This is a genomic window from Caballeronia sp. LZ024 (assembly GCF_031451455.1).
GTDB lineage: Bacteria > Pseudomonadota > Gammaproteobacteria > Burkholderiales > Burkholderiaceae > Caballeronia > Caballeronia telluris.
In genome coordinates this window covers 382682-402000 of sequence record NZ_JARUXL010000001.1, presented here as the reverse complement: position 1 = coordinate 402000, position 19319 = coordinate 382682, and the positions used below count along the sequence as shown (strand labels likewise).

Genomic DNA, 19319 nt, shown 5'->3' with positions numbered 1-19319 from the left:
CGTCGGAGAAGCTTATCCTGCCTGGTTTTCCGGCGATGCCTTCAGCACTTCCTCGCCTACTGCGTCCCACAGGCTGCGCGTGAGCGCCTGGCGCGGATCGTCGCCTTGCGAAGCGAGCTTGTCGCGGTAAAGGCGGATTTCCATCGTCAGCGTGAACTGACCGGCGGGCACGCCGCGCGTTCCCCGGTCGAGCCGGATCAGGCGCCCTTCCTCGACCGCATCCTCGACGGCGCTGTGCGGCAGGAACGCGATGCCGTGCCCCGCGAGCGCCATCGCCTTGAGGCCTTCGGCCATGTCGGTTTCATAGACGCGGTCGAGATGCGGGCGGGTCGGCGCGGTCGCGATGATCACCTCGGTCATGCGGCCGAGATAGGCATTGGGCGTGTACGACAAATACGGCGCCGGCGCTTCGGCGCTTGCGGGCAGCGTGTAGCGCGCCCGGCCGCCTTTGCCGACCGCCGAGAACGGACTGATCGGCTCGGTGCCGAGCGTGAGCATGTCGTAGCGCGCGGGATCGAGCGCGACCGGATGGCTCGGATGGTGATAGCCCATCACGAGATCGCAGCCGCCTTCGACGAGCGACAGCACCGCATCGTGCACGTTCAGCGCGCGCAGTCGCGTGTGAATGCGTCCGAGCCGCGCTTCGATGCGTTGCAGCCAGCGGGGGAAATAGGTGAGCGAGAGCGTGTGCGGCACGGCGAATTCGATCGTCGCGGCGGGCGCGCCGCCTTGGCCGCGCAGGAGCGTGCGCGCCTCATGGAACTGCGAGAGCATCGCGAGCGCCTGCTCATAGAAGACCTGACCGGCTTGCGTGAGGCGCGTCGGATACACCGAGCGGTCGATGAGTTCCGTGCCGAGCCACGCTTCGAGCGCCTGGATGCGCCGGGAGAACGCCGGCTGCGTGATATGGCGCAGTTCCGCCGAGCGGCTGAAGCTGCGCGTCTCCGCGAGCGAGACGAAGTCTTCGAGCCATTTGAGTTCCATGCTGGGTCCTTTCCCTCATCCGCGCGGCCGGCGGCGAAGCCCGCATTTTAGCGGCGCGCGGCCGGGTCCCGCACCGCCCGGCGATGCGTCATCGCACCATTCTCACGCAGCGCGCACCCGGGCGGTGCCGCGGCGCAGCGTCGACGGTGCGGCCGGATGCGCGACGCCATGCCACTGGAGCCGCGCTGGAACCCACGCCAACATTCGCTTCCGGCGATCCCTCGAAAAGATGCACGACATTGGCATGATGCTTGCAATTTCGGGGACCGCCCGCGCGCGAGAACGAACGACCACAGACGCATCGCGCCGCCCCACTCGAGGACCCTTGATGAAGAACCTGACGACATCGCTGAAAACCGGCAACTGGCGCTCGCTCCTCGCCTGCTTCCTGTACTTCGATACCGGCTTCACCGTCTGGGTGCTGTACGGGCCGCTCGCGCCGTTCATCAGCAAGGACATCGCGATGACGGCCGCGCAGCAGGGCTTTCTCGTCGCAGTGCCGGTGCTGGCTGCCGCCATCCTTCGCGTGACGCTCGGCAACCTGTACCAGTCGACCAACGGACGGCGCGTCGCGCTGATGGGCGTCGTGCTCTCCTCCATTCCGACGATCGTCCTGCCGCTGCTGCCGGGCGTGCCGTCCTATTCGCTGATGCTCGTGCTGGGCGTGTTCCTCGGCATGGGCGGCGCGAGCTTCGCGGTCGCGCTGCCGATGGCGGGCAGCACCTACGCGCCGAAGGTCCAGGGCCTCGTGCTCGGGCTGGCCGCGGCGGGCAACATCGGCGCGGTGCTCGACGGCTTCCTGTTCCCGCATCTCGCCGAAGCGTTCGGCTGGAAGGCTTCGACCGCAGCCGCTTTGCCGCTTCTCGCGATCACGGCCGTGGCGCTCTATGCATGGGCGGCGGATGCGGGAGAAAAGACCGGCAGTACCCTGCGCGCGCTGACGGGCTTCGCGGTGACGCTCGTCGGGCTGATCGTGCTCGTGCTGGCCGTGTACGGCGGCGTGTTCGGCACGGGACGCACCGGCGTGCTGATGTTGCCGGTGATCGGCGCGCTGCTCGCCATCGCGGTGCTGCCGAAGCGCTATCGCGCGGTGCTCGGCGAACGCGATACCTGGGTCGTCATGCTGATCTACAGCATCACGTTCGGCGGCTTCGTCGGCATGTCGTCCTACGTGACGCTGCTCCTCACGACGCTCTATCAGATGCCGAAGATCGAAGCCGGCCTCTTCATGGCACTGCTGGCGTTTCTCGGCGCGATCGTGCGACCGTTCGGCGGCTATGTCGCGGATCGCGTGACGGGCGTGCGCGCGCTTCTCGTGCTGCTCGCCGTGATCGCCGTCGCCGACTTCACCTTCGCGATCTGGATGCCGCCCGTCGCCGGCGGAATCGTGCTGCTGATCTGCCTCTACATCGCGTTCGGCCTCGGCAACGGTTCGACCTTCCAGCTCGTGCCGCAACGCTGGAAGGGCAAGACCGGACTGCTGTCGGGGATCGTCGGCGCCGCGGGCGGGATCGGCGGCTTTTATCTGCCGGTGATCATGGGGATCGCGAAGGAAAGCACCGGCAGCTATCAGATGGGCTTCGCGACCTTCGGCGTGCTCGCGACCTGCGCGTTTGGCCTCCTGGTCGCGCTGCGCTCGCAATGGCTGCGCTGGGCGGCGCCGGCGATGGCCGTCGGCAGCGCGCCGGGCGGCATGACGATCTCGACCGCGCACGCGACGGAGTAACGCTCGCTTCGCGCAACACAAAGCGCCGATGCCGCGAGGCACCGGCGCTTTTTCATGCCCGCGCGGTGTCCTGCGCGATGTCGTGTGCTGTGCCCTGCTGGTCGGCCGTATCCCGGTCGGCGCGCGGCTCTTCTGCCCGCTGCTGCTGCAGCGCCCACATCTGCGCGAAGAGACCGCCGGCGAGCAAGAGATCGGCGTGCGTCCCGCGCTCGACGATCCGCCCATGATCCATCACGATGATCTGTTGCGCGTGCACGACCGTCGACAGCCGGTGCGCGATGATGAGCGTCGTGCGCTCGCGCGCGATCGAATCGAGTTCATGCTGGATCGCGCGTTCGGATTTTGAATCGAGCGCGGACGTCGCTTCGTCGAAGATCAGAAGCGGCGGGTTCTTGAGCAGCGTGCGCGCAATCGCGACGCGCTGCTTCTCGCCGCCCGAGAGCTTCAGCCCGCGCTCGCCGACCGGCGTCTCGTAACCGGCCGGAAGGCTTTCGATGAAATCGTGGATATGCGCGGCCCGCGCCGCCGCGATCACTTCGTCGCGCGTCGCCGACGGACGCCCGTAAGCGATGTTGTAGTAGATCGAATCGTTGAAGAGCACCGTGTCCTGCGGCACGATGCCGATCGCCGCGCGCAGCGAGTCCTGCGTGACATCGCGAATGTCCTGGCCGTCGATCAAAATGCGCCCGCCGTGCGCGCGGTCGAGATCGTAGAAGCGAAAGAGGAGCCGCCCAAGCGTGGACTTGCCCGAGCCGCTGTGACCGACCACCGCGGTCGTCGTGCCCGCGGGAATCGTGAAATCGACGTCGTGCAGGATCGGCCGGGCGGCTTCGTAGCCGAAGCTGACGTTCTCGAAGCGCACCGCCGCGCCACCGACAACAAGCGCCTCGGCACCGGGCGCGTCGGGCACCTCGCGGCCGGCCGCGAGCAGCGTGAACATGCGGTCCATGTCGGTGAGGCTCTGCTTCAACTCGCGATACACCACGCCGAGGAAATTCAGCGGAATGTAGAGCTGCAGCATGAATGTGTTGATCAGCACGAGATCGCCGAGCGTGAGGCGTCCCGCCATCACGCCCTGCGTCGCGCGCCAGAGAATGAACACGAGCCCCGTGCCGATGATCGACTGTTGCCCGAAATTGAGCATCGACAGCGAACGCTGCGACTTGATCGCGGCCGTCCGGTAGCGCTTCAGGTTTTCGTCGTAACGCTCGGCTTCCCACTGCTCGTTGCCGAAGTACTTCACCGTTTCGTAATTCAGCAGCGAATCGATCGCGCGCGAGTTCGCCTTCGAATCGAGATCGTTCATCGTGCGCCGGAAGTGCGTGCGCCACTCGGTCACCTTCACCGTGAACACGATATACACGACGAGCGCAATGAACGTGACGATCGCGTAGTACGCCTCGTACTTCGTCACGAAGAAGCCGAGCACGAGGCCGACTTCGACGAGCGTCGGCAGGATGCTGTAGAGCGAATACGACACGAGTTGCTGGATGCCGCGCGTGCCGCGCTCGATGTCGCGCGACATGCCGCCCGTCTGCCGTTCGAGGTGAAAGCGCAGCGACAGTGCATGCAGATGGCGGAACACGCGCAGCGCGAGCGTGCGCACGGCGCTCTCGGTCACCTTCGCGAAGAGGATCTCGCGCAGCTCGGTGAAGAGCGACGTGGAAAGCCGCACGACCGCATACGCCACGACGAGCAGCCCGATGCCGCCGATCAGCACAATGCCGGGCGAATCGTTCGCGCGGCCGAGCGCGGTGAGATGCTGCACGGAGGCGAGGCCATCGACGATCTTCTTCATCACGATCGGCACGCCCAGATTGGCGACCTTCGCGCCGATCAGGCAGGTGAGCGCGAACGCGACCCGCCACTTGTAGGTCGCGAGATACGGCAGCAGCGAGCGGATGGTCTGCCAGTCGTTGCGCGGGCCTTTCTGGAGCGGCGCTGGCTCGGCGTAGGAGGAACTGGACGAACTGGATGAGCGGCGCATGAATTCTGGATCGGCATGGGCACGCGGCGCGCCGGTCGTGACCGGTGCGCGGGCAGCGCGGTATCGCGGTATCGCGGGGCGGGAGCACGTCGAGGGCGCATGCTTTCCCGTACAATCCGATGATCCGCGCGGCCATCGCGCATTTCATCGCGCGGCCGTCGCGGCATCGTTTCATGCGTTCATTGTCGCAGATGGCGGCATCCACCGCTCACGCTGACCGAAGCGCCCCTACCGGACTCCACCGATGACCGACCCAATGCAACTTCCAGACAAGCCGGTCGCGCTGCGCGTGATGCCGCAGCCCTCCGATTCGAACGTCCACGGCGACGTGTTCGGCGGCTGGATCATGGCGCAGGTCGACATCGCCGGATCGATTCCCGCCAGCCGTCGCGCGAACGGGCGCGTCGCGACCATCGCGGTGAACTCGTTCATCTTCAAGCAGCCGGTGTTCGTCGGCGACCTGCTGAGTTTCTATGCCGACGTCGTGAAGACGGGCAACACGTCGGTCACGGTATCGGTCGAGGTGTACGCGCAGCGCATGCGCCTGAACGGCGAGGTCGTGAAGGTGACGGAGGCAATGCTCACCTACGTCGCCACCGATCGCGACCGCCGTCCGCGCGCGTTGCCCGCCATCGACTGAAGACCGCCGCGCTCAGTTCAGTGTGATCCCGTGCTGCAACAGCCCGGGAATGTCGTCGCGCGGCATCGGGCGCGAAAAGTAGTAGCCCTGCATCTCGTCGCAGTCGCGTGCGCGCAGGAATTCGTGCTGCGCGGACGTCTCGACGCCCTCGGCGATCACCTGCAATTCCAGCGAATGCGCGAGCGCGATGATTGCCGAGGTGATCGTTTCGTCGTCGCCGCACGTGCCGATGTCGGCCACGAACGAGCGGTCGATCTTGAGCCGGTGCACGGGGAAGCGCTTCAGATAGGCGAGGCTCGAATAGCCGGTGCCGAAGTCGTCGATCGCGATGCCGATGCCGAGCGCCGACAACTCCGCCAGCATCGTGATCGCCTCCTCGGCGTTGCGCATGATGGTGCTCTCGGTGAGTTCGAGTTCGAGGTATTTCGGCTCAAGCCCGGTTTCCTCCAGCACCGACGTCACGAGCCGCGCGATATCGCGTTGCTGGAACTGCCGCGCCGAGAGATTCACCGAGACTCTCGCGGCAGGCAATCCGGCATCCTGCCACGCCTTGTTCTGCCGGCACGCCTCGCGCAGCACCCACTCCGAGAGCGGCCCGATCAGCCCGCTTTCCTCCGCCACCGGAATGAACGACGCCGGCGACACGAGCCCGTGCTCGGGGTCCATCCAGCGCACGAGCGCCTCGATCCCGACGATGCCGCCCGTCGTCATGTCGACCTGCGGCTGGTAATGCAGGATGAACTCGCCATCGCGCAGCGCGCGCCGCAGCCGCCGCTCGACGTTCATCCGCGCACCGACGCTCGCGTTCATCTCCGGCAGGTAGAACTGGAAGGTGTTGCGGCCCATGTCCTTCGCGCGATACATCGCCAGGTCGGCTTTCTTCAGGACTGTTTCGGCATCGTCGCCGTCCTGCGGGAAGAGGCTCGCGCCCATGCTGCAGCCGACATACAGTTCCGTGCCGTCGAGCCACACCGGCTCCGAAATCGCCGCACGCACGCGCTCCATCCACGCGATCAGCGCCGTCTCGTCGGCGAAGCCGGGCAGCACGATCACGAACTCGTCGCCACCGTGACGCGCCACTGTATCGCCCGCCCGCGCGCAACGCGCGAGACGTTCCCCGACCACCGCGAGCAGCCGGTCGCCGACGCTGTGGCCGAGACTGTCGTTGACGTTCTTGAATCCGTCGAGGTCGATGAACACGACCGACAGCTTCGTGTCGTGCCGGCGCGCGTGGTCGATCGCCTGCTGGAGGCGCTCGCGCAGCAGGTTGCGGTTCGGCAGGCGCGTGAGCGTGTCGAAGTTCGCCTGATATTCGAGTTGTTCCTGATAGCGGATCAGGTCGGTGACGTCGTTGATCACGCCGATGTGATGCGTCGTGTGGCCGTTCACGTCCGGCACGGGCGCGACGAACAGCTGGTTCCAGAACAGCGCGCCGTCCTTGCGGTAGTTGCGCAGCACCGCGCTCACTTCGCGATTGGCGTCGAGGCCGCGGCGAATCGTATCGAGCCCTTCCTGCTCGGGATCGTTGCCATGCAGAAAGCGGCAATCGCGGCCGATCACTTCGGCCGGATCGTAGCCCGTGATGCGCTTGAACGCCGGATTCGCATACTCGATCACGTTGCCGCCGTTCGCCGGGCCGGTGATCAGAATGGCGTTGACGCTCGCGTCGAGCGCGCGGCTTTGCAGACGCAGCGCAAGCTCCGAGCGCTTTCTCTCCGTCACGTCGTGATAGGAACCGAGCACGCCGATGATCTGTCCTTCGCCGTCGGTGAGCGGCAGCTTGCTCGCGACCACGGTGCGCAGCGTATCGCCGACCATGATGTCCTGTTCGAAGTGCATCTTCGGCACGCTCGTCGTGATCACGTCTTCGTCGTCGGCGCGCAGCACGTGGGCGAAGGCGCCCCACGGCAGTTCGTCGTCGGTCTTGCCGATCACCTGCTCGTTGTAGGCGAGGCCGGCGTCGCGCGCGAACGCGTTGTTGCAGCCGAGATAACGCGACTCGCGATCCTTCCAGAACACGCGCTGCGGAATGTTGTCGATCACGGCTTCGAGCATCTCGTTCGAACGCCGCGCCTCGGCCTCGGCGTTGATGCGGTCGGTCACGTCGTTCGCGAGCATGAAGAGGCCCGGCCGGCCCGAATAGACGAGCGCGTGATACGAGACGTCCGCGCTGATCGACGAACCGTCCTTGTGCCGGTGCCGCCATACGCCCGCCGCGCGCTGCCCCGGCGCCTCGTCGTTCGCGCCTCGCGCGAGCCGCGCCGCGAACAGGGCGAAGTCTTCCGCGCCATGCAGGTCGCGAAGCGTCAGGTCCATGAACTCGGGTTCGGTGTAGCCGTAATGCTGGAGCGCCGCCGGATTCACGGCGACGAAGCGCATCGTCTCGCTGTCGACGATCCACATCGGCACCGGATGCGAGTCGAAGAGCCCGCGAAAGCGTTCGTTGCTGCGCTGCATGGCGCGGGCGATGCGCAGCTTGCCGCGCGCCGAGCGCTCGTGGCTCGCGAAGGTGTAGATCAGCACGCCGCTGCCCGCGAGCATCGTGACGATCAGAAGCAGCATCGCGTGGCCGGATGCCTCGGTCGAGACATCGAGCGCCGAGGTCAGCGCGATGTCCTCGCGGGCACGCAGCGCGGCGAGTTCTTCGTCGACGGCCTGCTGGTCTTCCGCCATCTGCGCAAAGAGCGCATCGACCCAGTCGCGCGACGCGCCGGGTCTCGCCTTCACCGCGCGTTCGAACGCGGCATGCGAGTCGCGCTTCATGACGGCGGCTGCGCGCGCGAGCGCGTCGAACGCGCCGTCCATGCCCGGCTCGATGGCGAACTGGGCGCGCAGGCTGCTTTCGAGCGCGTCGATGTGCGCGCTACGCGCTTCGCGCACCGCGGCCGATTCGAGCGTGCCGGTCGCCTCGAAGCGGCTGAGCGCGGTCAGGTTTTCGCCGAGCGTGCCGCGATAGGCGTCCAGGTCGCGCATCAGGCTCATCGAGCGGAGCGTGCGCGCGTCGGCTTCGCCCTGACCGCTGATCTGCCGGTAAGCGACGAACGCATTCGCGCCGAGCGCGAGCAGCACGACAGCGACATTGACCAGCAGGCGCCTGGAAAAGAATGGGATCATGGGCTACGGGCGTCATCCGTGAAAGCAGGCGCGGAGGCGGTTTCGCGAGCCGCCGAAACGGCGCACGAAACCGGCGCGCGGACCTGTCGTCCACGCCGCGATCTCTGGATAACGGCAGCCAGGGTGCCGGCTTTAGGGCAGCGGCAAAAAAAATCCCTAAGCGCTTAAATGCAGCGCTTCAGATGGTCAGCGATGACCGCGCTTTGGCGTCATTCCGCGAGTCCGAACTCGCGCATCGCGGGCAGGAAGTCGTGATTCAATTCGTCCGTGCGGCGCGCGAGCTTGGCGAGCGCGTAACGCTGGAACGGGTCGAGCGCGCCCCAGCGCGACAGGCTCGGCGCGCTCACTCCCGCGAGACTGCTCTGCCGGATGACGGTCTCCGGCACGGCGTCGGCGTGGGCCCAGACCGGATCGGCGTCGGGCGTAAACTTCTCGGGCGCGGCGTTCGCATGCGTGCGCAACATCTCGTCGATCGCGCGATCGAAGTTCGGTTCGATCTCGCTGTCGACTTCGACCGGGAAGCGCGCGAGCAGCACGCGGTCGTCGTGCGGGAGCATCTGCCATTGATCGAGCGTTATCCGCAGACCAAAGCGATCGAGGTTGAAACGCACGGCAAGGGGAATGAAGCGCAGATTTTCGGACGACTCGACTTCGAATTCGAACAGACGCGCGGCGTCGTAAAGTCCCATGACAGTTGCCTCGTTGGCGTGATGGCGAGCATCGGCATGCTTCGCCGGCTTAAGTTATTGTAGGGCCTCGGACGACAAATATACCCACAGTTGCGGCGCCCCTGCATGGGGTCGCGCACGCTCCTTCGTCGATTCGGCAGCAAACGTTATGCCCGTGTATCGCGCGCGGGCTGCTCCAGGGAAAACAGCAAAGTGAACGAACTCGACACGGACGACCAGCCCGGATACATCGAGCGCCAGGTGCGCCGCCATCGCATCGGCGATACGACGATCGCCTCGGACAACGTCGGGCAGGAATGGCCCGTCGCGCTCGTCTTCAACGGCATTTCACACGCGGTGATGATGTGCACGCCGCGCGACCTCGAAGCATTCGCGGTCGGCTTCTCGATCACGGAAGGGATCGTCGAGCGCGGCAGCGACATCCACGACATCGAAGTGTTCTTCCGCGATAGCGACGACGCCGTCTTGCCGCATGCGGAAGTGCATCTGCAAGTAGTGCAGCAGGCGTTCGTCGCGCTGAAGGACAAGCGGCGCGCGCTCGCCGGCAGAACGGGTTGCGGCGTATGCGGCATCGAGAGCATCGAGTTGCTCGACCTGCAACCCGAGCGCGTGCCGGACACGGGCTTTCTCGCGCGCGTGGCCGACGACGCGATCGCTCGCGCCGCGCGCGAACTGCCCGCGCATCAGCAGTTGACGAAGCTAACGGGCGGCCTGCACGCGGCCGCCTGGTGCGACGCCGACGGAGCGGTGCGCTACGCGTTCGAGGACGTCGGCCGGCACAACGCGCTCGACAAGCTGATCGGCCATCTGATCCTGAACCGCGAAGACACGACGCAAGGTTTCGTGTTTCTGTCGAGCCGCGCAAGCTATGAACTCGTGCGCAAATCGGCGCGCGTCGGCGTGCCGATGGTCGTCACGATTTCGGCGCCGACGTCGCTCGCCATCGCCATCGCGAAAGAGGCGGGCTTGCGGCTCGTCAGCTTCGCGCGGGAGAACGGCTTCGTCGAGTACGGCGCGGAGTGATCACTCGAAGCGGCTGAAGTCCGGCTTGCGCTTGTCGAAAAAGGCCTGGAACGCCTCGCGCGCTTCCGGCGCCTTCAGCATCGTGCCGAAGTGCCCGGCTTCCTCGTCGATGCGATGCGCGATAGCGGCGGCATCCGCGCTTTTCATCAGCGACTTGGAGAGGCGCAGCGACGAAGCGGGCAGCGACGCCAGTTTCTGCGCTTGCTGCAACGCAAATGCATCGACTTCGGCGGCGTCCAGCACGCGATTCACGAAGCCCATGCGGACGGCTTCCTGTGCGTCGAACGCTTCGCCGAGCAGCAGCTTTTCCGCCGCGCGCTGATAGCCCGCGACGCGCGGCAGCAACAGGCTCGACGCCGCTTCCGGGCACAGCCCGAGTTGCACGAACGGCATCGAGAATTTCGCCGTGGATGCTGCGTAGACGAGATCGCAGTGCAGCAGCATCGTCGTGCCGACACCGACCGCCGCGCCCGCCACCGCCGCCACCACGGGCTTCGGTGCGCTGCTGATGCGGCGCAGGAACTGGAGCACGGGCGCATCGTGGTCGGTGTTCGGCGCCTTCATGAAGTCTTCGAGATCGTTGCCCGCGCTGAACGTACCGCCGTTGCCGCGAATCAGCACGACTCGCACGCTCGCGTCCTTCTCCGCTTCGAAGAAGGCGTCGGCCAGTTCCTGGTACATCGCGGCCGTGATCGCGTTCTTCTTGTCCGGCCGATTGAGCGCGATGGTCAAGACGCCGCCGTCGCGCTGGATGAGAATGTCCATCTTTGTCCCCTATGTAAAAGGCGGTTCGCGAGCGCCTGCCCGCGAACCGCCATGTCATATCGACAGCAAGATCACAGACGCTCGATGATGCCCGCCGCGCCCATGCCGGTGCCGACGCACATCGTCACCATGCCGTACTTCAGATTGCGCCGGCGCAGGCCGTGCACGACCGTTGCCGCGCGGATCGCGCCCGTCGCGCCGAGCGGATGGCCGAGCGCAATCGCGCCGCCCATCGGATTGATCTTCGACGGATCGAGCCCGAGGTCTTGCGTGACAGCGAGCGCCTGGGCCGCGAACGCTTCGTTGAGTTCGATCCAGTCGATGTCGTCCTGCTTGAGACCGGCGGCCTTCAGCGCGGCCGGAATCGCTTCCTTCGGACCGATGCCCATGATCTCCGGCGGCACGCCACGCACGGCGAAGCTCACGAAGCGCGCGAGCGGCGTCAGGTTGAATGCTTTCAGGATCTTCTCCGACACGACGATCAGCGCGCCCGCGCCGTCGGACGTCTGCGAGCTGTTGCCCGCCGTCACCGAGCCTTTGTTCGCGAACACCGTGCGCAGTTTCGCGAGACCTTCCATCGACGTGTCGGCGCGCGGGCCTTCGTCGAGCCGGATCTCGCGCGCATTCACGCGGACCTCGCCGGTCGCGAGATCGGGGAAGCGTTCGTTCAGCATGAACGCGGCGATCTCATCGTCGAATTCGCCCGACTGTTGCGCGGCAAGCGCCTTGCGATGCGACTCGACCGCGAACGCGTCCTGGGCCTCGCGGCTGATCTTCCAGCGCTCGGCCACCTTCTCCGCGGTGAGGCCCATGCCGTAGGCGATGCCGACGTTCTCGTCGCGATCGAAGATATGCGGCGACAGCGACGGCTTGTTGCCCATCATCGGCACCATGCTCATCGATTCGCAGCCGCCCGCGATCATCACGTCCGATTCGCCGACGCGAATGCGGTCCGCCGCCATCGCGAGCGCGGTCACGCCCGATGCGCAGAAGCGGTTCACCGTCACGCCGCCGACCGTATTCGGCAGGCCGGCGAGCAGCGCGCCCATGCGCGCCACGTTCAGGCCCTGCTCCGCCTCGGGAATCGCGCAGCCGATGATCGCGTCTTCGATCAGCGACGTATCGAGCCCCGGCACCTGCGCCACGGCCGAGCGGATCGCGTGAACGAGCAGTTCGTCCGGGCGCGTGTTCTTGAAGACGCCGCGCGGCGCACGGCCGATCGGCGTGCGGCTCGCAGCGACGATGTATGCGTCTTGCAGTTGTTTAGTCATGTCCGACTCCAGTGTTTGCGCGCGCTCAGTTGCGAACCGGCTTGCCGGTCTGCAACATGCCCATGATCCGTTCCTGCGTCTTTGGCGTGCCGAGCAAGTCGACGAACGCCTGACGTTCGAGCTTCAGGAGCCACTCTTCGTCGACGAGACTGCCCGCTTCGACATCGCCGCCGCACACGGCTTCTGCGATACGGCTCGCGATCATGAAATCGTGCTCGCTGATAAAGTGCCCGTCGCGCATGTTGACGAGCGACGCCTTGATCGTCGAGATGGCCGAGCGGCCCGCGACCGGAATCTGCTTCGCGCGCAGCGGCGGACGATAACCCGATGCGCTCAGCGCGCGTGCTTCCTTCTTCGCGATGTCGAGCAGTTCGTGCACGTTGAAGACGATCGTGTCCGACGGCTTCAGATAGCCCATCGCGCGGGCATCGAGCGCGGAAGTCGACACCTTCGCCATCGCGGCGTTCTCGAACGGCTTCTGGAGGAATTTCAAAAGATCGCTGGTCGCATTGACGGCGCTGGCCGCTTCCGCCGCGCGCAACGCGGCTTCCTTCAGCCCGCCGCCCGCCGGCACGAGACCGACGCCCACTTCCACGAGCCCGATATAGCTTTCGATGTGCGCGACGCGTTTGGCCGAATGCAGCACGAGTTCGCAGCCGCCGCCGAGCGCGATGCCCGATACCGCCGCGACGACCGGCACGCTCGCGTACTTCACGCGCAGCATGCCCTGCTGGAACTTCTTGACGAACGGTTCGATCCCCTTCGCGCCGCCCATCATGAACGCGGGCATCGCTTCTTCGAGATTCGCGCCCGCCGAGAACGCGCCGCCCGGATTGCCGAGCTTGAGCGCGCTCGTCTGCCAGATCACGACGCCCTTGTAGTCCTTTTCGGCGAGTTCGATCGCCTGCGTAATGCCGTCGATCACCGACGGTCCGATCGTGTTCATCTTGCTCTTGAACGAGACGATCACGACGTCGTCCTCGCCCGCGCGGTCATCGACCCACGCGCGCACGGCTTCGGTTTCGAAGAGCGTCTTGCCGCAGGTTTTCGGATCGGCGCCCGTTTCGCCCGCGAGCGGCGCGCGGAACACCTGCTTGCCGTAGACCGGCAGATTCGAGCGCGGCACGAACTTGCGTGCTTCGGGCGACCACGAGCCTTCCGCCGTATGCACGCCGCCCTTCTCCGCGACCGGACCGTCGAATACCCACGACGGCAGCGGCGCGTTCGACAACGCCTTGCCCGCGTCGATGTCTTCCTGCACCCACTTCGCGATCTGCTGCCAGCCCGCCGACTGCCAGCCTTCGAACGGACCTTCGTTCCAGCCGAAACCCCAGCGGATCGCGAGATCGACGTCACGCGCGTTATCGGCGATCGATTCCAGATGCACGCCGATGTAGTGGAACACGTCGCGGAAGATCGCCCAGAGGAACTGCGCCTGCGGATGCTCGGATTCGCGCAAGAGCTTGAGGCGCTCGGCGGGCGGACGCTTCAGGATGCGGCCGATGAGTTCGTCGGCTTTCGCGCCGCCATCGACGTAGCCGCCCGACTTCGGATCGAGCACCTTGATCGCTTTACCTTCCTTCTTGTAGAAGCCCGCGCCGGTCTTTTGTCCGAGCGCGCCCTGCTTCACCAGTTCCGCGAGCACGGCGGGCGTTTCGTAGACCGGGAAAAACGGATCGCCCGCGAGGTTGTCCTGCATCGTCTTGATGACGTGCGCCATCGTGTCGAGGCCGACCACGTCCGCCGTGCGGAACGTCGCCGACTTCGCGCGACCGAGGCGCGCGCCCGTGAGATCGTCGACTTCGTCGAAACGCAGGCCGAACTTCTGCGCTTCCGCGATCACCGCGAGAATCGAGAAGATGCCGACGCGGTTCGCGATGAAATTCGGTGTGTCCTTCGCGCGCACGACGCCCTTGCCGACGACGCTCGTCAGGAACGTTTCCAGTTGATCGAGAATCTCGGGACGCGTCGATGCGGTCGGAATCAGTTCGACCAGATGCATGTAGCGCGGCGGATTGAAGAAGTGCACGCCGCAAAAGCGCGCCTTCAGTTCATCCGAAAAACCGTTCGACAGTTCGTTGATCGACAGCCCCGACGTGTTGGTCGCGAAGATCGCGCGCTCGCCGATATACGGCGACACCTTCTTGTACAGATCGTGCTTCCAGTCCATGCGCTCGGCGATCGCCTCGATCACGAGATCGCATTCCTTCAGCTTCTCGATGTCGTCGTCGTAGTTCGCGGGTTCGATGTACTGCGCGTCTTCCTTCACGCCGAACGGCGCGGGCGACAGCTTCTTCAGGTTCTCGATTGCCTTCATCGCGATGCCGCTTTTCGGGCCTTCCTTCGCGGGCAAGTCGAACAGCAGGACCGGCACCCGCGCGTTGACGAGGTGCGCGGCGATCTGCGCGCCCATCACGCCGGCGCCAAGCACGGCCACCTTGGCGATATTCAGGTTGCTCACGTTTTATCTCCGGGAGTATTCATTCGATGCGCTTCGTCAGAAGCGGCTTGAGAGACCGGCGCGCCGCAACGCTCAAAGCCGCGGCGCGCTCGCGAAAGGCGTTTAGAACAACGCCTCGTCGTAGTCCATCAGCGTCTTCGATCCGGCGCGCGCCGCGCGGATCGTCGATGCCGTTTCGGGCAAAAGCTTCGCGAAGTAGAAGCGCGCGGTCGCGAGCTTGGCCTTGTAGAACGGGTCGCCTTCAGCTTGCCTGTCGAGCGCGACGCGTGCCATGCGCGCCCAGAAGTACGAGAAGACCAGATGCCCGACCGTGCGCAGATACGGCACGGCAGCAGCGCCGACTTCGTCGGGGTTCTGCATCGCCTTCATGCCGATTTCCATCGTCAGCTTCTGCACCTTGTCGCCGATATCCGCGAGCGGATTGATGAACTCCTGCATCTCCGGCTTCACGCCTTCCTCTTCGACGAAGTCCGTCACGAGCTTGCCGAACTTCTTCAGCTTCGCGCCCATGTCGCCGAGAATCTTGCGGCCGAGCAGATCGAGCGCCTGAATCGAATTCGTGCCTTCGTAGATCATGTTGATGCGCGCGTCGCGCACGTACTGCTCCATGCCCCACTCGCTGATGAAGCCGTGGCCGCCGTAGATCTGCATGCCCATGTTCGTGCCTTCGAACGCGTTGTCGGTCAGGAAGGCCTTGATGACGGGCGTCAGCAGCGCGACGAAATCGGCGGAATCGCGGCGCACGGATTCGTCCGCGTGCGACAACTCGCGGTCGATGTTGAGCGCCGCCCAGTACGTGAACGCGCGGCCGGCTTCGGCATACGCCTTTTGCGTGAGCAGCATGCGCCGCACGTCGGGATGCACGATGATCGGATCGGCGGCTTTCTCCGGCGCCTTCGGGCCGGTCAGCGAGCGCATTTGCAGACGCTCCTTCGCGTAGACGAGCGAGTTCTGATACGCGATTTCGGTAAGCCCGAGCCCCTGCATCCCAACGCCCAGACGCGCCGCGTTCATCATCACGAACATGGCGTTGAGTCCCTTGTTCGCCTCGCCGACGAGCCAGCCCTTCGCGTTGTCGAGATTGATGACGCAGGTCGAATTGCCGTGGATTCCCATCTTGTGCTCGATCGAGCCGCACTTCACGCCATTGCGCTCACCGGGCTCGCCCGCATCGCTCGGGACGAACTTCGGCACGATGAAAAGCGAGATGCCCTTGGTGCCCGCAGGCGCGCCCGGCAGGCGCGCGAGCACGAGGTGAACGATGTTCTCGGCGAGATCGTGTTCGCCGCTGGAGATGAAAATCTTCGTGCCGCTGATCGAGTAGGAGCCGTCGCTATTCGGCTCGGCTTTCGTGCGCAGCATGCCGAGGTCGGTTCCGCAATGCGGTTCGGTCAGGCACATCGTGCCGGTCCAGACGCCGGAGACGAGTTTCGGCAAATAGACCGTCTTCTGCTCGGGTGTGCCGTGCGCGTGCAGGCATTCGTAGGCGCCATGCGAAAGGCCGGGATACATCGTCCACGCCTGGTTCGCGGAGTTCAGCATCTCGTACATCGCGTTGTTCACGAACGCGGGCAGGCCCTGGCCGCCGAATTCGGGATCGCAACCGAGCGCGGGCCAGCCCGCCTCGACGTACTGGCGATACGCCTCCTTGAAGCCCGCCGGTGTGCGCACGACGCCATCGCCTTCGTAGGTGCAGCCTTCGCGGTCGCCGCTCTGGTTGAGCGGGAAAATGACTTCGGAGCAGAACTTGCCGGCTTCTTCGAGCACCTGATTGATGGTGTCGGCGTCGAGGTCGGCATGCTTCGGCATGTTCTTCAATTCGGCTTCGACATTAAGCACTTCGTGCAATACGAATTGCATATCGCGCAGCGGTGCGGCGTACTGTCCCATGAGTTTCTCCAGATGTTCAATCTTGGTGCCGCGCGCCGCCGCCGAATTCCGCCTCGATCGACTTCGCTAACGGCTGTTGCTTTCGCTGTTGCTTTCGGTTTTGTGTTCGCTCTTGCTCTGATACGAAACGATCGTTTTTTCCAGCGCGTCCCGCGTCAGTTGCACGGCGTCCGGCAAGTGCAGGAAGCGCGCGTCGTGATGCAGTCCGAGCGTGAAGCTGTACAGTTCGAAGAGCATCAGCGCCGGATCGGTCTCCGGCTTCAGGTGCCCTTCGTCTTTCGCCTGCTGAATTGCACGCAGGAGCGCCTCGCGCCACATCGTCACGCTATGGACGAGTTGCTCGCGTACTGCGCTCGCCGCGCGGTCGTCGTACTCGACCGCGCCGCTGATGTAAATGCAGCCCGTGGTCACTTCCTGGATACGGCGCTCCATCCAGCGATTCATCATCGATCTGAGACGCGGCAACCCACGCCCTTCGCGCAGACTCGGGAAAAACACTTCGTCCTCGAAACGGCGGTGGTATTCGCGCACCACTTCCACCTGCAGATCCTCGCGCGAGCCGAAATGCGCGAACACTCCGCTCTTGCTCATCTGCATTCGCTCGGCGAGTAGACCGATGGTCAGCCCTTCGAGCCCGTCGCGGCTCGCGAGGTCCAGTGCTGCATCGAGAATCGCGACTCGTGTCTGTTCGCCTTTTCGCATGATGTCTCTACCGTTCTTATGTGACCGATTAAAAATCGAACGGCCGTACTATTATTGTAGTCGGCCGTTCGTGAAACAAGCTATTTATTAGAAACCCATGTCTAACCGCCAGTGATGGTCAATAGGAATCAGCGTAAATCTTGTGCGCGCTCATTGTCCCTTTTAAATCACCGCCTGCCAGTTAGTGCCTGCCCGAGTTCCCAATTCTTGGGAATCAGTCGTATTGGCCGATCGTGAGCAGCTTCATCATCGTTCGATAGGTGTTATAGGCGAGCCAGCTCAACATGCGTTCGCCGATCGGCCGCGCGGCATAGTGTTTTTCGTCGATGCAGCGGCCTTCGTCGAAGGCCGTCAGGATCTTGTCGCGCAGCGCGGCGATCTCCTCGTGATGGACGAGCACCATGTTCGCCTCGTTGTTCAGCACGAGACTGAGCGCATCGAGGTTCGACGAGCCGACGGTGCCCCAGGCGGAATCGACGACCGCGACCTTGCCGTGCAGCATCGTTTTCTCGTATTCAGCAATCCGCACGCCGTGCTTGAGGAGGTTGTCGTAGAGGAAGGGGGTGGCGTAATCGAGCGCGACGAATTCCTTTCGGCCGATCACCAGATTCACGCGCACGCCACGCCGGGACGCGTGCACGAGCGCGCGACGCAGTTTTCGTCCCGGCATGAAGTAGGGATTGGCGAGCAGCACTTCGCGCTCGGCACGCGCGATCGCGCGCAGGTAGGCCTTTTCGATCGCGCGCCGGTTCAGCAGGTTGTCGCGCGCGACGAAGGCGACACACGGCTGGTCGACCGCGTGAATCTCGCCGAGCCGCGCACGACGCTTCGCGCGCGCGGCCCGCCGCGCCGCGCCGCGCGCGACGGTCGGCGCGCCATTTTTGCCGGATTGCGGATCGCAGCCCGGCTGACGCGGCTGGCTCGGCTTGACGCCGAGCCGGATACGCTGCCATTGCAGGTCGAAGGCTTCGCGCACGTCGGCGACGACCGGGCCCTTGGTTTCCAGCGCGAAATCCCAGCGCGGCGATTCGAGGCGCACGCCGTCCTGGTCGAAATCGTCGACGATATTGATGCCGCCGCAAAACGCATGCGTCTCGTCGATGACGGCGAGCTTTCGATGCGTGCGCGAAAAACCGAGCGGTCCGAACAGATGCGGGTTGTAAATGCGATGCTCGACGTTCGCCTCCTCCCACGCCGTGAACATCGGCAGGTTCTTCGCGGTGCCGATGCCATCCGTGATCACACGCACGCGCACACCGCGCGTGGCCGCGCGGACGAGCGCTTCGGAGACGGCGCGGCCGGTGTCGTCGTTGGCGAAGATGTAGGTTTCGAGCGCGACGTCGCGTTGAGCGCTGTCGATACGTTCGAGCAGCGCCGGAAAAAATTCGACGCCGCTTTTGAAGAGCCGCACCTCGTTGCCGACCGTGAAGCAGAGCCGCGGCGGCCGGCGGCCGGAGAAGAGCGCCGCCCGCAGGCGCGTGAACCGGCGCCGCGGGCCGAATCCCATCATCGGTTGTGCGCCGCGAGGCGCTCGGGCAACTGCAGGATCGCCTCGCGATTCGACCACGAGAAGCAACGATCGGCCGCTTCGCGAAACGGCAGCCAGAGGTGCGACGTGTGCTCGCGCGGCGCGAGCGTGATTTCGAGACAGTGCGGCACGAGCAGGCTGAACTGATGCTCGGTGTTGCGCGTCACGCCCTCGGCGTAGCGATGCCGCCATTGCGGATAGATGTCGTACTGAATTTCGTGATGCCAGTCGACGAGGCACCGCTCGGGCACGAGTTCGCTGCCGATCACGATGCCGGTTTCTTCGGCCACTTCGCGCGCGGCCGTTTCGGCGACCGGCTCGTCGATGCGGTCCTTCGAGCCCGTCACCGATTGCCAGAAGCCCTTGTGATCGGCGCGTTCGATGATGAGGACGTCGAGTTCCGGCGTATGGATCACGACGAGAACGGATTCGGGGATTTTCGGCGGCTTGTTGTTGAGCATGTTGACGGCGCGCGCACATTTTTGCGATACGGCCAACGACTGTAACTCAAAAAATGAAAAAGGCGCCATCGGCGCCTT

The 19319-nt window shown here is 65.0% G+C and carries 14 protein-coding genes; 3 read left to right on the top strand and 11 right to left on the bottom strand.

The window, feature by feature from the left end; genetic code table 11:
- Nucleotides 1–12: 12 nt before the first annotated feature.
- Entirely contained in the window at nucleotides 13–984 is a 972-nt protein-coding gene (locus QCE48_RS01890; RefSeq protein WP_309786422.1) for a LysR substrate-binding domain-containing protein, read from the bottom strand.
- 328 nt (nucleotides 985–1312) lie between these two features.
- Between QCE48_RS01890 and QCE48_RS01885 the strand changes: the two genes are divergently transcribed.
- Nucleotides 1313–2710, top strand: a complete 1398-nt coding sequence (locus QCE48_RS01885; RefSeq protein WP_309786423.1) for an MFS transporter — start codon at nucleotides 1313–1315, stop codon at nucleotides 2708–2710.
- A 52-nt stretch (nucleotides 2711–2762) separates the two neighbouring features.
- Here QCE48_RS01885 and QCE48_RS01880 read toward each other — a convergent pair whose 3' ends face one another.
- A complete protein-coding gene (locus tag QCE48_RS01880; RefSeq protein ID WP_309786424.1) occupies nucleotides 2763–4697 on the bottom strand; it encodes an ABC transporter ATP-binding protein/permease in 1935 nt (644 codons plus the stop codon).
- A gap of 244 nt (nucleotides 4698–4941) precedes the next feature.
- Between QCE48_RS01880 and QCE48_RS01875 the strand changes: the two genes are divergently transcribed.
- Nucleotides 4942–5337, top strand: a complete 396-nt coding sequence (locus QCE48_RS01875) for an acyl-CoA thioesterase (protein ID WP_087629369.1) — start codon at nucleotides 4942–4944, stop codon at nucleotides 5335–5337.
- A 12-nt stretch (nucleotides 5338–5349) separates the two neighbouring features.
- On the opposite strand, the gene QCE48_RS01870 is transcribed toward QCE48_RS01875, so the two are convergent.
- Together QCE48_RS01870 and QCE48_RS01865 are read right to left on the bottom strand one after the other, a co-directional pair.
- Nucleotides 5350–8451, bottom strand: coding sequence for an EAL domain-containing protein (locus QCE48_RS01870; RefSeq protein ID WP_309786425.1), 3102 nt, complete (start codon nucleotides 8449–8451; stop codon nucleotides 5350–5352).
- Nucleotides 8452–8660: 209 nt separating this feature from the next.
- The gene (locus QCE48_RS01865; RefSeq protein ID WP_309786426.1) at nucleotides 8661–9140 is read right to left on the bottom strand and encodes a nitrate reductase associated protein; all 480 of its coding nucleotides are present in this window, start codon (nucleotides 9138–9140) and stop codon (nucleotides 8661–8663) included.
- A 192-nt stretch (nucleotides 9141–9332) separates the two neighbouring features.
- Between QCE48_RS01865 and fdhD the strand changes: the two genes are divergently transcribed.
- Nucleotides 9333–10163, top strand: a complete 831-nt coding sequence (gene fdhD, locus QCE48_RS01860; RefSeq protein WP_309786427.1) for a formate dehydrogenase accessory sulfurtransferase FdhD — start codon at nucleotides 9333–9335, stop codon at nucleotides 10161–10163.
- Here the strand turns inward: fdhD and QCE48_RS01855 are convergent, their stop codons facing one another.
- The 7 genes from QCE48_RS01855 to nudB all read right to left on the bottom strand — a co-directional run bounded on the left by QCE48_RS01855 (nucleotide 10164) and on the right by nudB (nucleotide 19241).
- Entirely contained in the window at nucleotides 10164–10928 is a 765-nt protein-coding gene (locus QCE48_RS01855; protein WP_309786428.1) for an enoyl-CoA hydratase, read from the bottom strand.
- A gap of 71 nt (nucleotides 10929–10999) precedes the next feature.
- Entirely contained in the window at nucleotides 11000–12199 is a 1200-nt protein-coding gene (locus QCE48_RS01850; RefSeq protein ID WP_309786429.1) for an acetyl-CoA C-acyltransferase, read from the bottom strand.
- A gap of 25 nt (nucleotides 12200–12224) precedes the next feature.
- Nucleotides 12225–14660 carry a 3-hydroxyacyl-CoA dehydrogenase/enoyl-CoA hydratase family protein gene (locus tag QCE48_RS01845; RefSeq protein WP_309786430.1) on the bottom strand — a complete coding sequence of 812 codons (2436 nt, stop codon included), beginning with the start codon at nucleotides 14658–14660 and terminating at the stop codon, nucleotides 12225–12227.
- A 102-nt stretch (nucleotides 14661–14762) separates the two neighbouring features.
- Nucleotides 14763–16550, bottom strand: a complete 1788-nt coding sequence (locus tag QCE48_RS01840) for an acyl-CoA dehydrogenase C-terminal domain-containing protein (RefSeq protein WP_309786431.1) — start codon at nucleotides 16548–16550, stop codon at nucleotides 14763–14765.
- A 66-nt stretch (nucleotides 16551–16616) separates the two neighbouring features.
- Nucleotides 16617–17252, bottom strand: a complete 636-nt coding sequence (locus QCE48_RS01835; RefSeq protein ID WP_309786432.1) for a TetR/AcrR family transcriptional regulator — start codon at nucleotides 17250–17252, stop codon at nucleotides 16617–16619.
- Nucleotides 17253–17466: 214 nt separating this feature from the next.
- On the bottom strand, nucleotides 17467–18759 hold the full coding sequence (locus tag QCE48_RS01830; protein ID WP_309788300.1) for a phospholipase D-like domain-containing protein: 1293 nt from the start codon (nucleotides 18757–18759) through the stop codon (nucleotides 17467–17469).
- On the bottom strand, nucleotides 18759–19241 hold the full coding sequence (gene nudB, locus QCE48_RS01825; protein ID WP_309786434.1) for a dihydroneopterin triphosphate diphosphatase: 483 nt from the start codon (nucleotides 19239–19241) through the stop codon (nucleotides 18759–18761). The genes QCE48_RS01830 and nudB overlap by 1 nt, the downstream gene beginning before the upstream one ends.
- Between the last annotated feature and the right edge of the window lie 78 nt (nucleotides 19242–19319).

Excerpts from the sequence above, each read along its gene's own strand:
- QCE48_RS01890 (WP_309786422.1), bottom strand. The coding sequence starts at position 984 with ATGGAACTCAAATGGCTCGAAGACTTCGTCTCGCTCGCGGAGACGCGC.
- QCE48_RS01885 (WP_309786423.1), top strand. The coding sequence starts at position 1,313 with ATGAAGAACCTGACGACATCGCTGAAAACCGGCAACTGGCGCTCGCTC.
- QCE48_RS01880 (WP_309786424.1), bottom strand. The coding sequence starts at position 4,697 with ATGCGCCGCTCATCCAGTTCGTCCAGTTCCTCCTACGCCGAGCCAGCG.
- QCE48_RS01875 (WP_087629369.1), top strand. The coding sequence starts at position 4,942 with ATGACCGACCCAATGCAACTTCCAGACAAGCCGGTCGCGCTGCGCGTG.
- QCE48_RS01870 (WP_309786425.1), bottom strand. The coding sequence starts at position 8,451 with ATGATCCCATTCTTTTCCAGGCGCCTGCTGGTCAATGTCGCTGTCGTG.
- QCE48_RS01865 (WP_309786426.1), bottom strand. The coding sequence starts at position 9,140 with ATGGGACTTTACGACGCCGCGCGTCTGTTCGAATTCGAAGTCGAGTCG.
- QCE48_RS01855 (WP_309786428.1), bottom strand. The coding sequence starts at position 10,928 with ATGGACATTCTCATCCAGCGCGACGGCGGCGTCTTGACCATCGCGCTC.
- QCE48_RS01850 (WP_309786429.1), bottom strand. The coding sequence starts at position 12,199 with ATGACTAAACAACTGCAAGACGCATACATCGTCGCTGCGAGCCGCACG.
- QCE48_RS01840 (WP_309786431.1), bottom strand. The coding sequence starts at position 16,550 with ATGGGACAGTACGCCGCACCGCTGCGCGATATGCAATTCGTATTGCAC.
- QCE48_RS01835 (WP_309786432.1), bottom strand. The coding sequence starts at position 17,252 with ATGCGAAAAGGCGAACAGACACGAGTCGCGATTCTCGATGCAGCACTG.
- QCE48_RS01830 (WP_309788300.1), bottom strand. The coding sequence starts at position 18,759 with ATGGGATTCGGCCCGCGGCGCCGGTTCACGCGCCTGCGGGCGGCGCTC.
- nudB (WP_309786434.1), bottom strand. The coding sequence starts at position 19,241 with ATGCTCAACAACAAGCCGCCGAAAATCCCCGAATCCGTTCTCGTCGTG.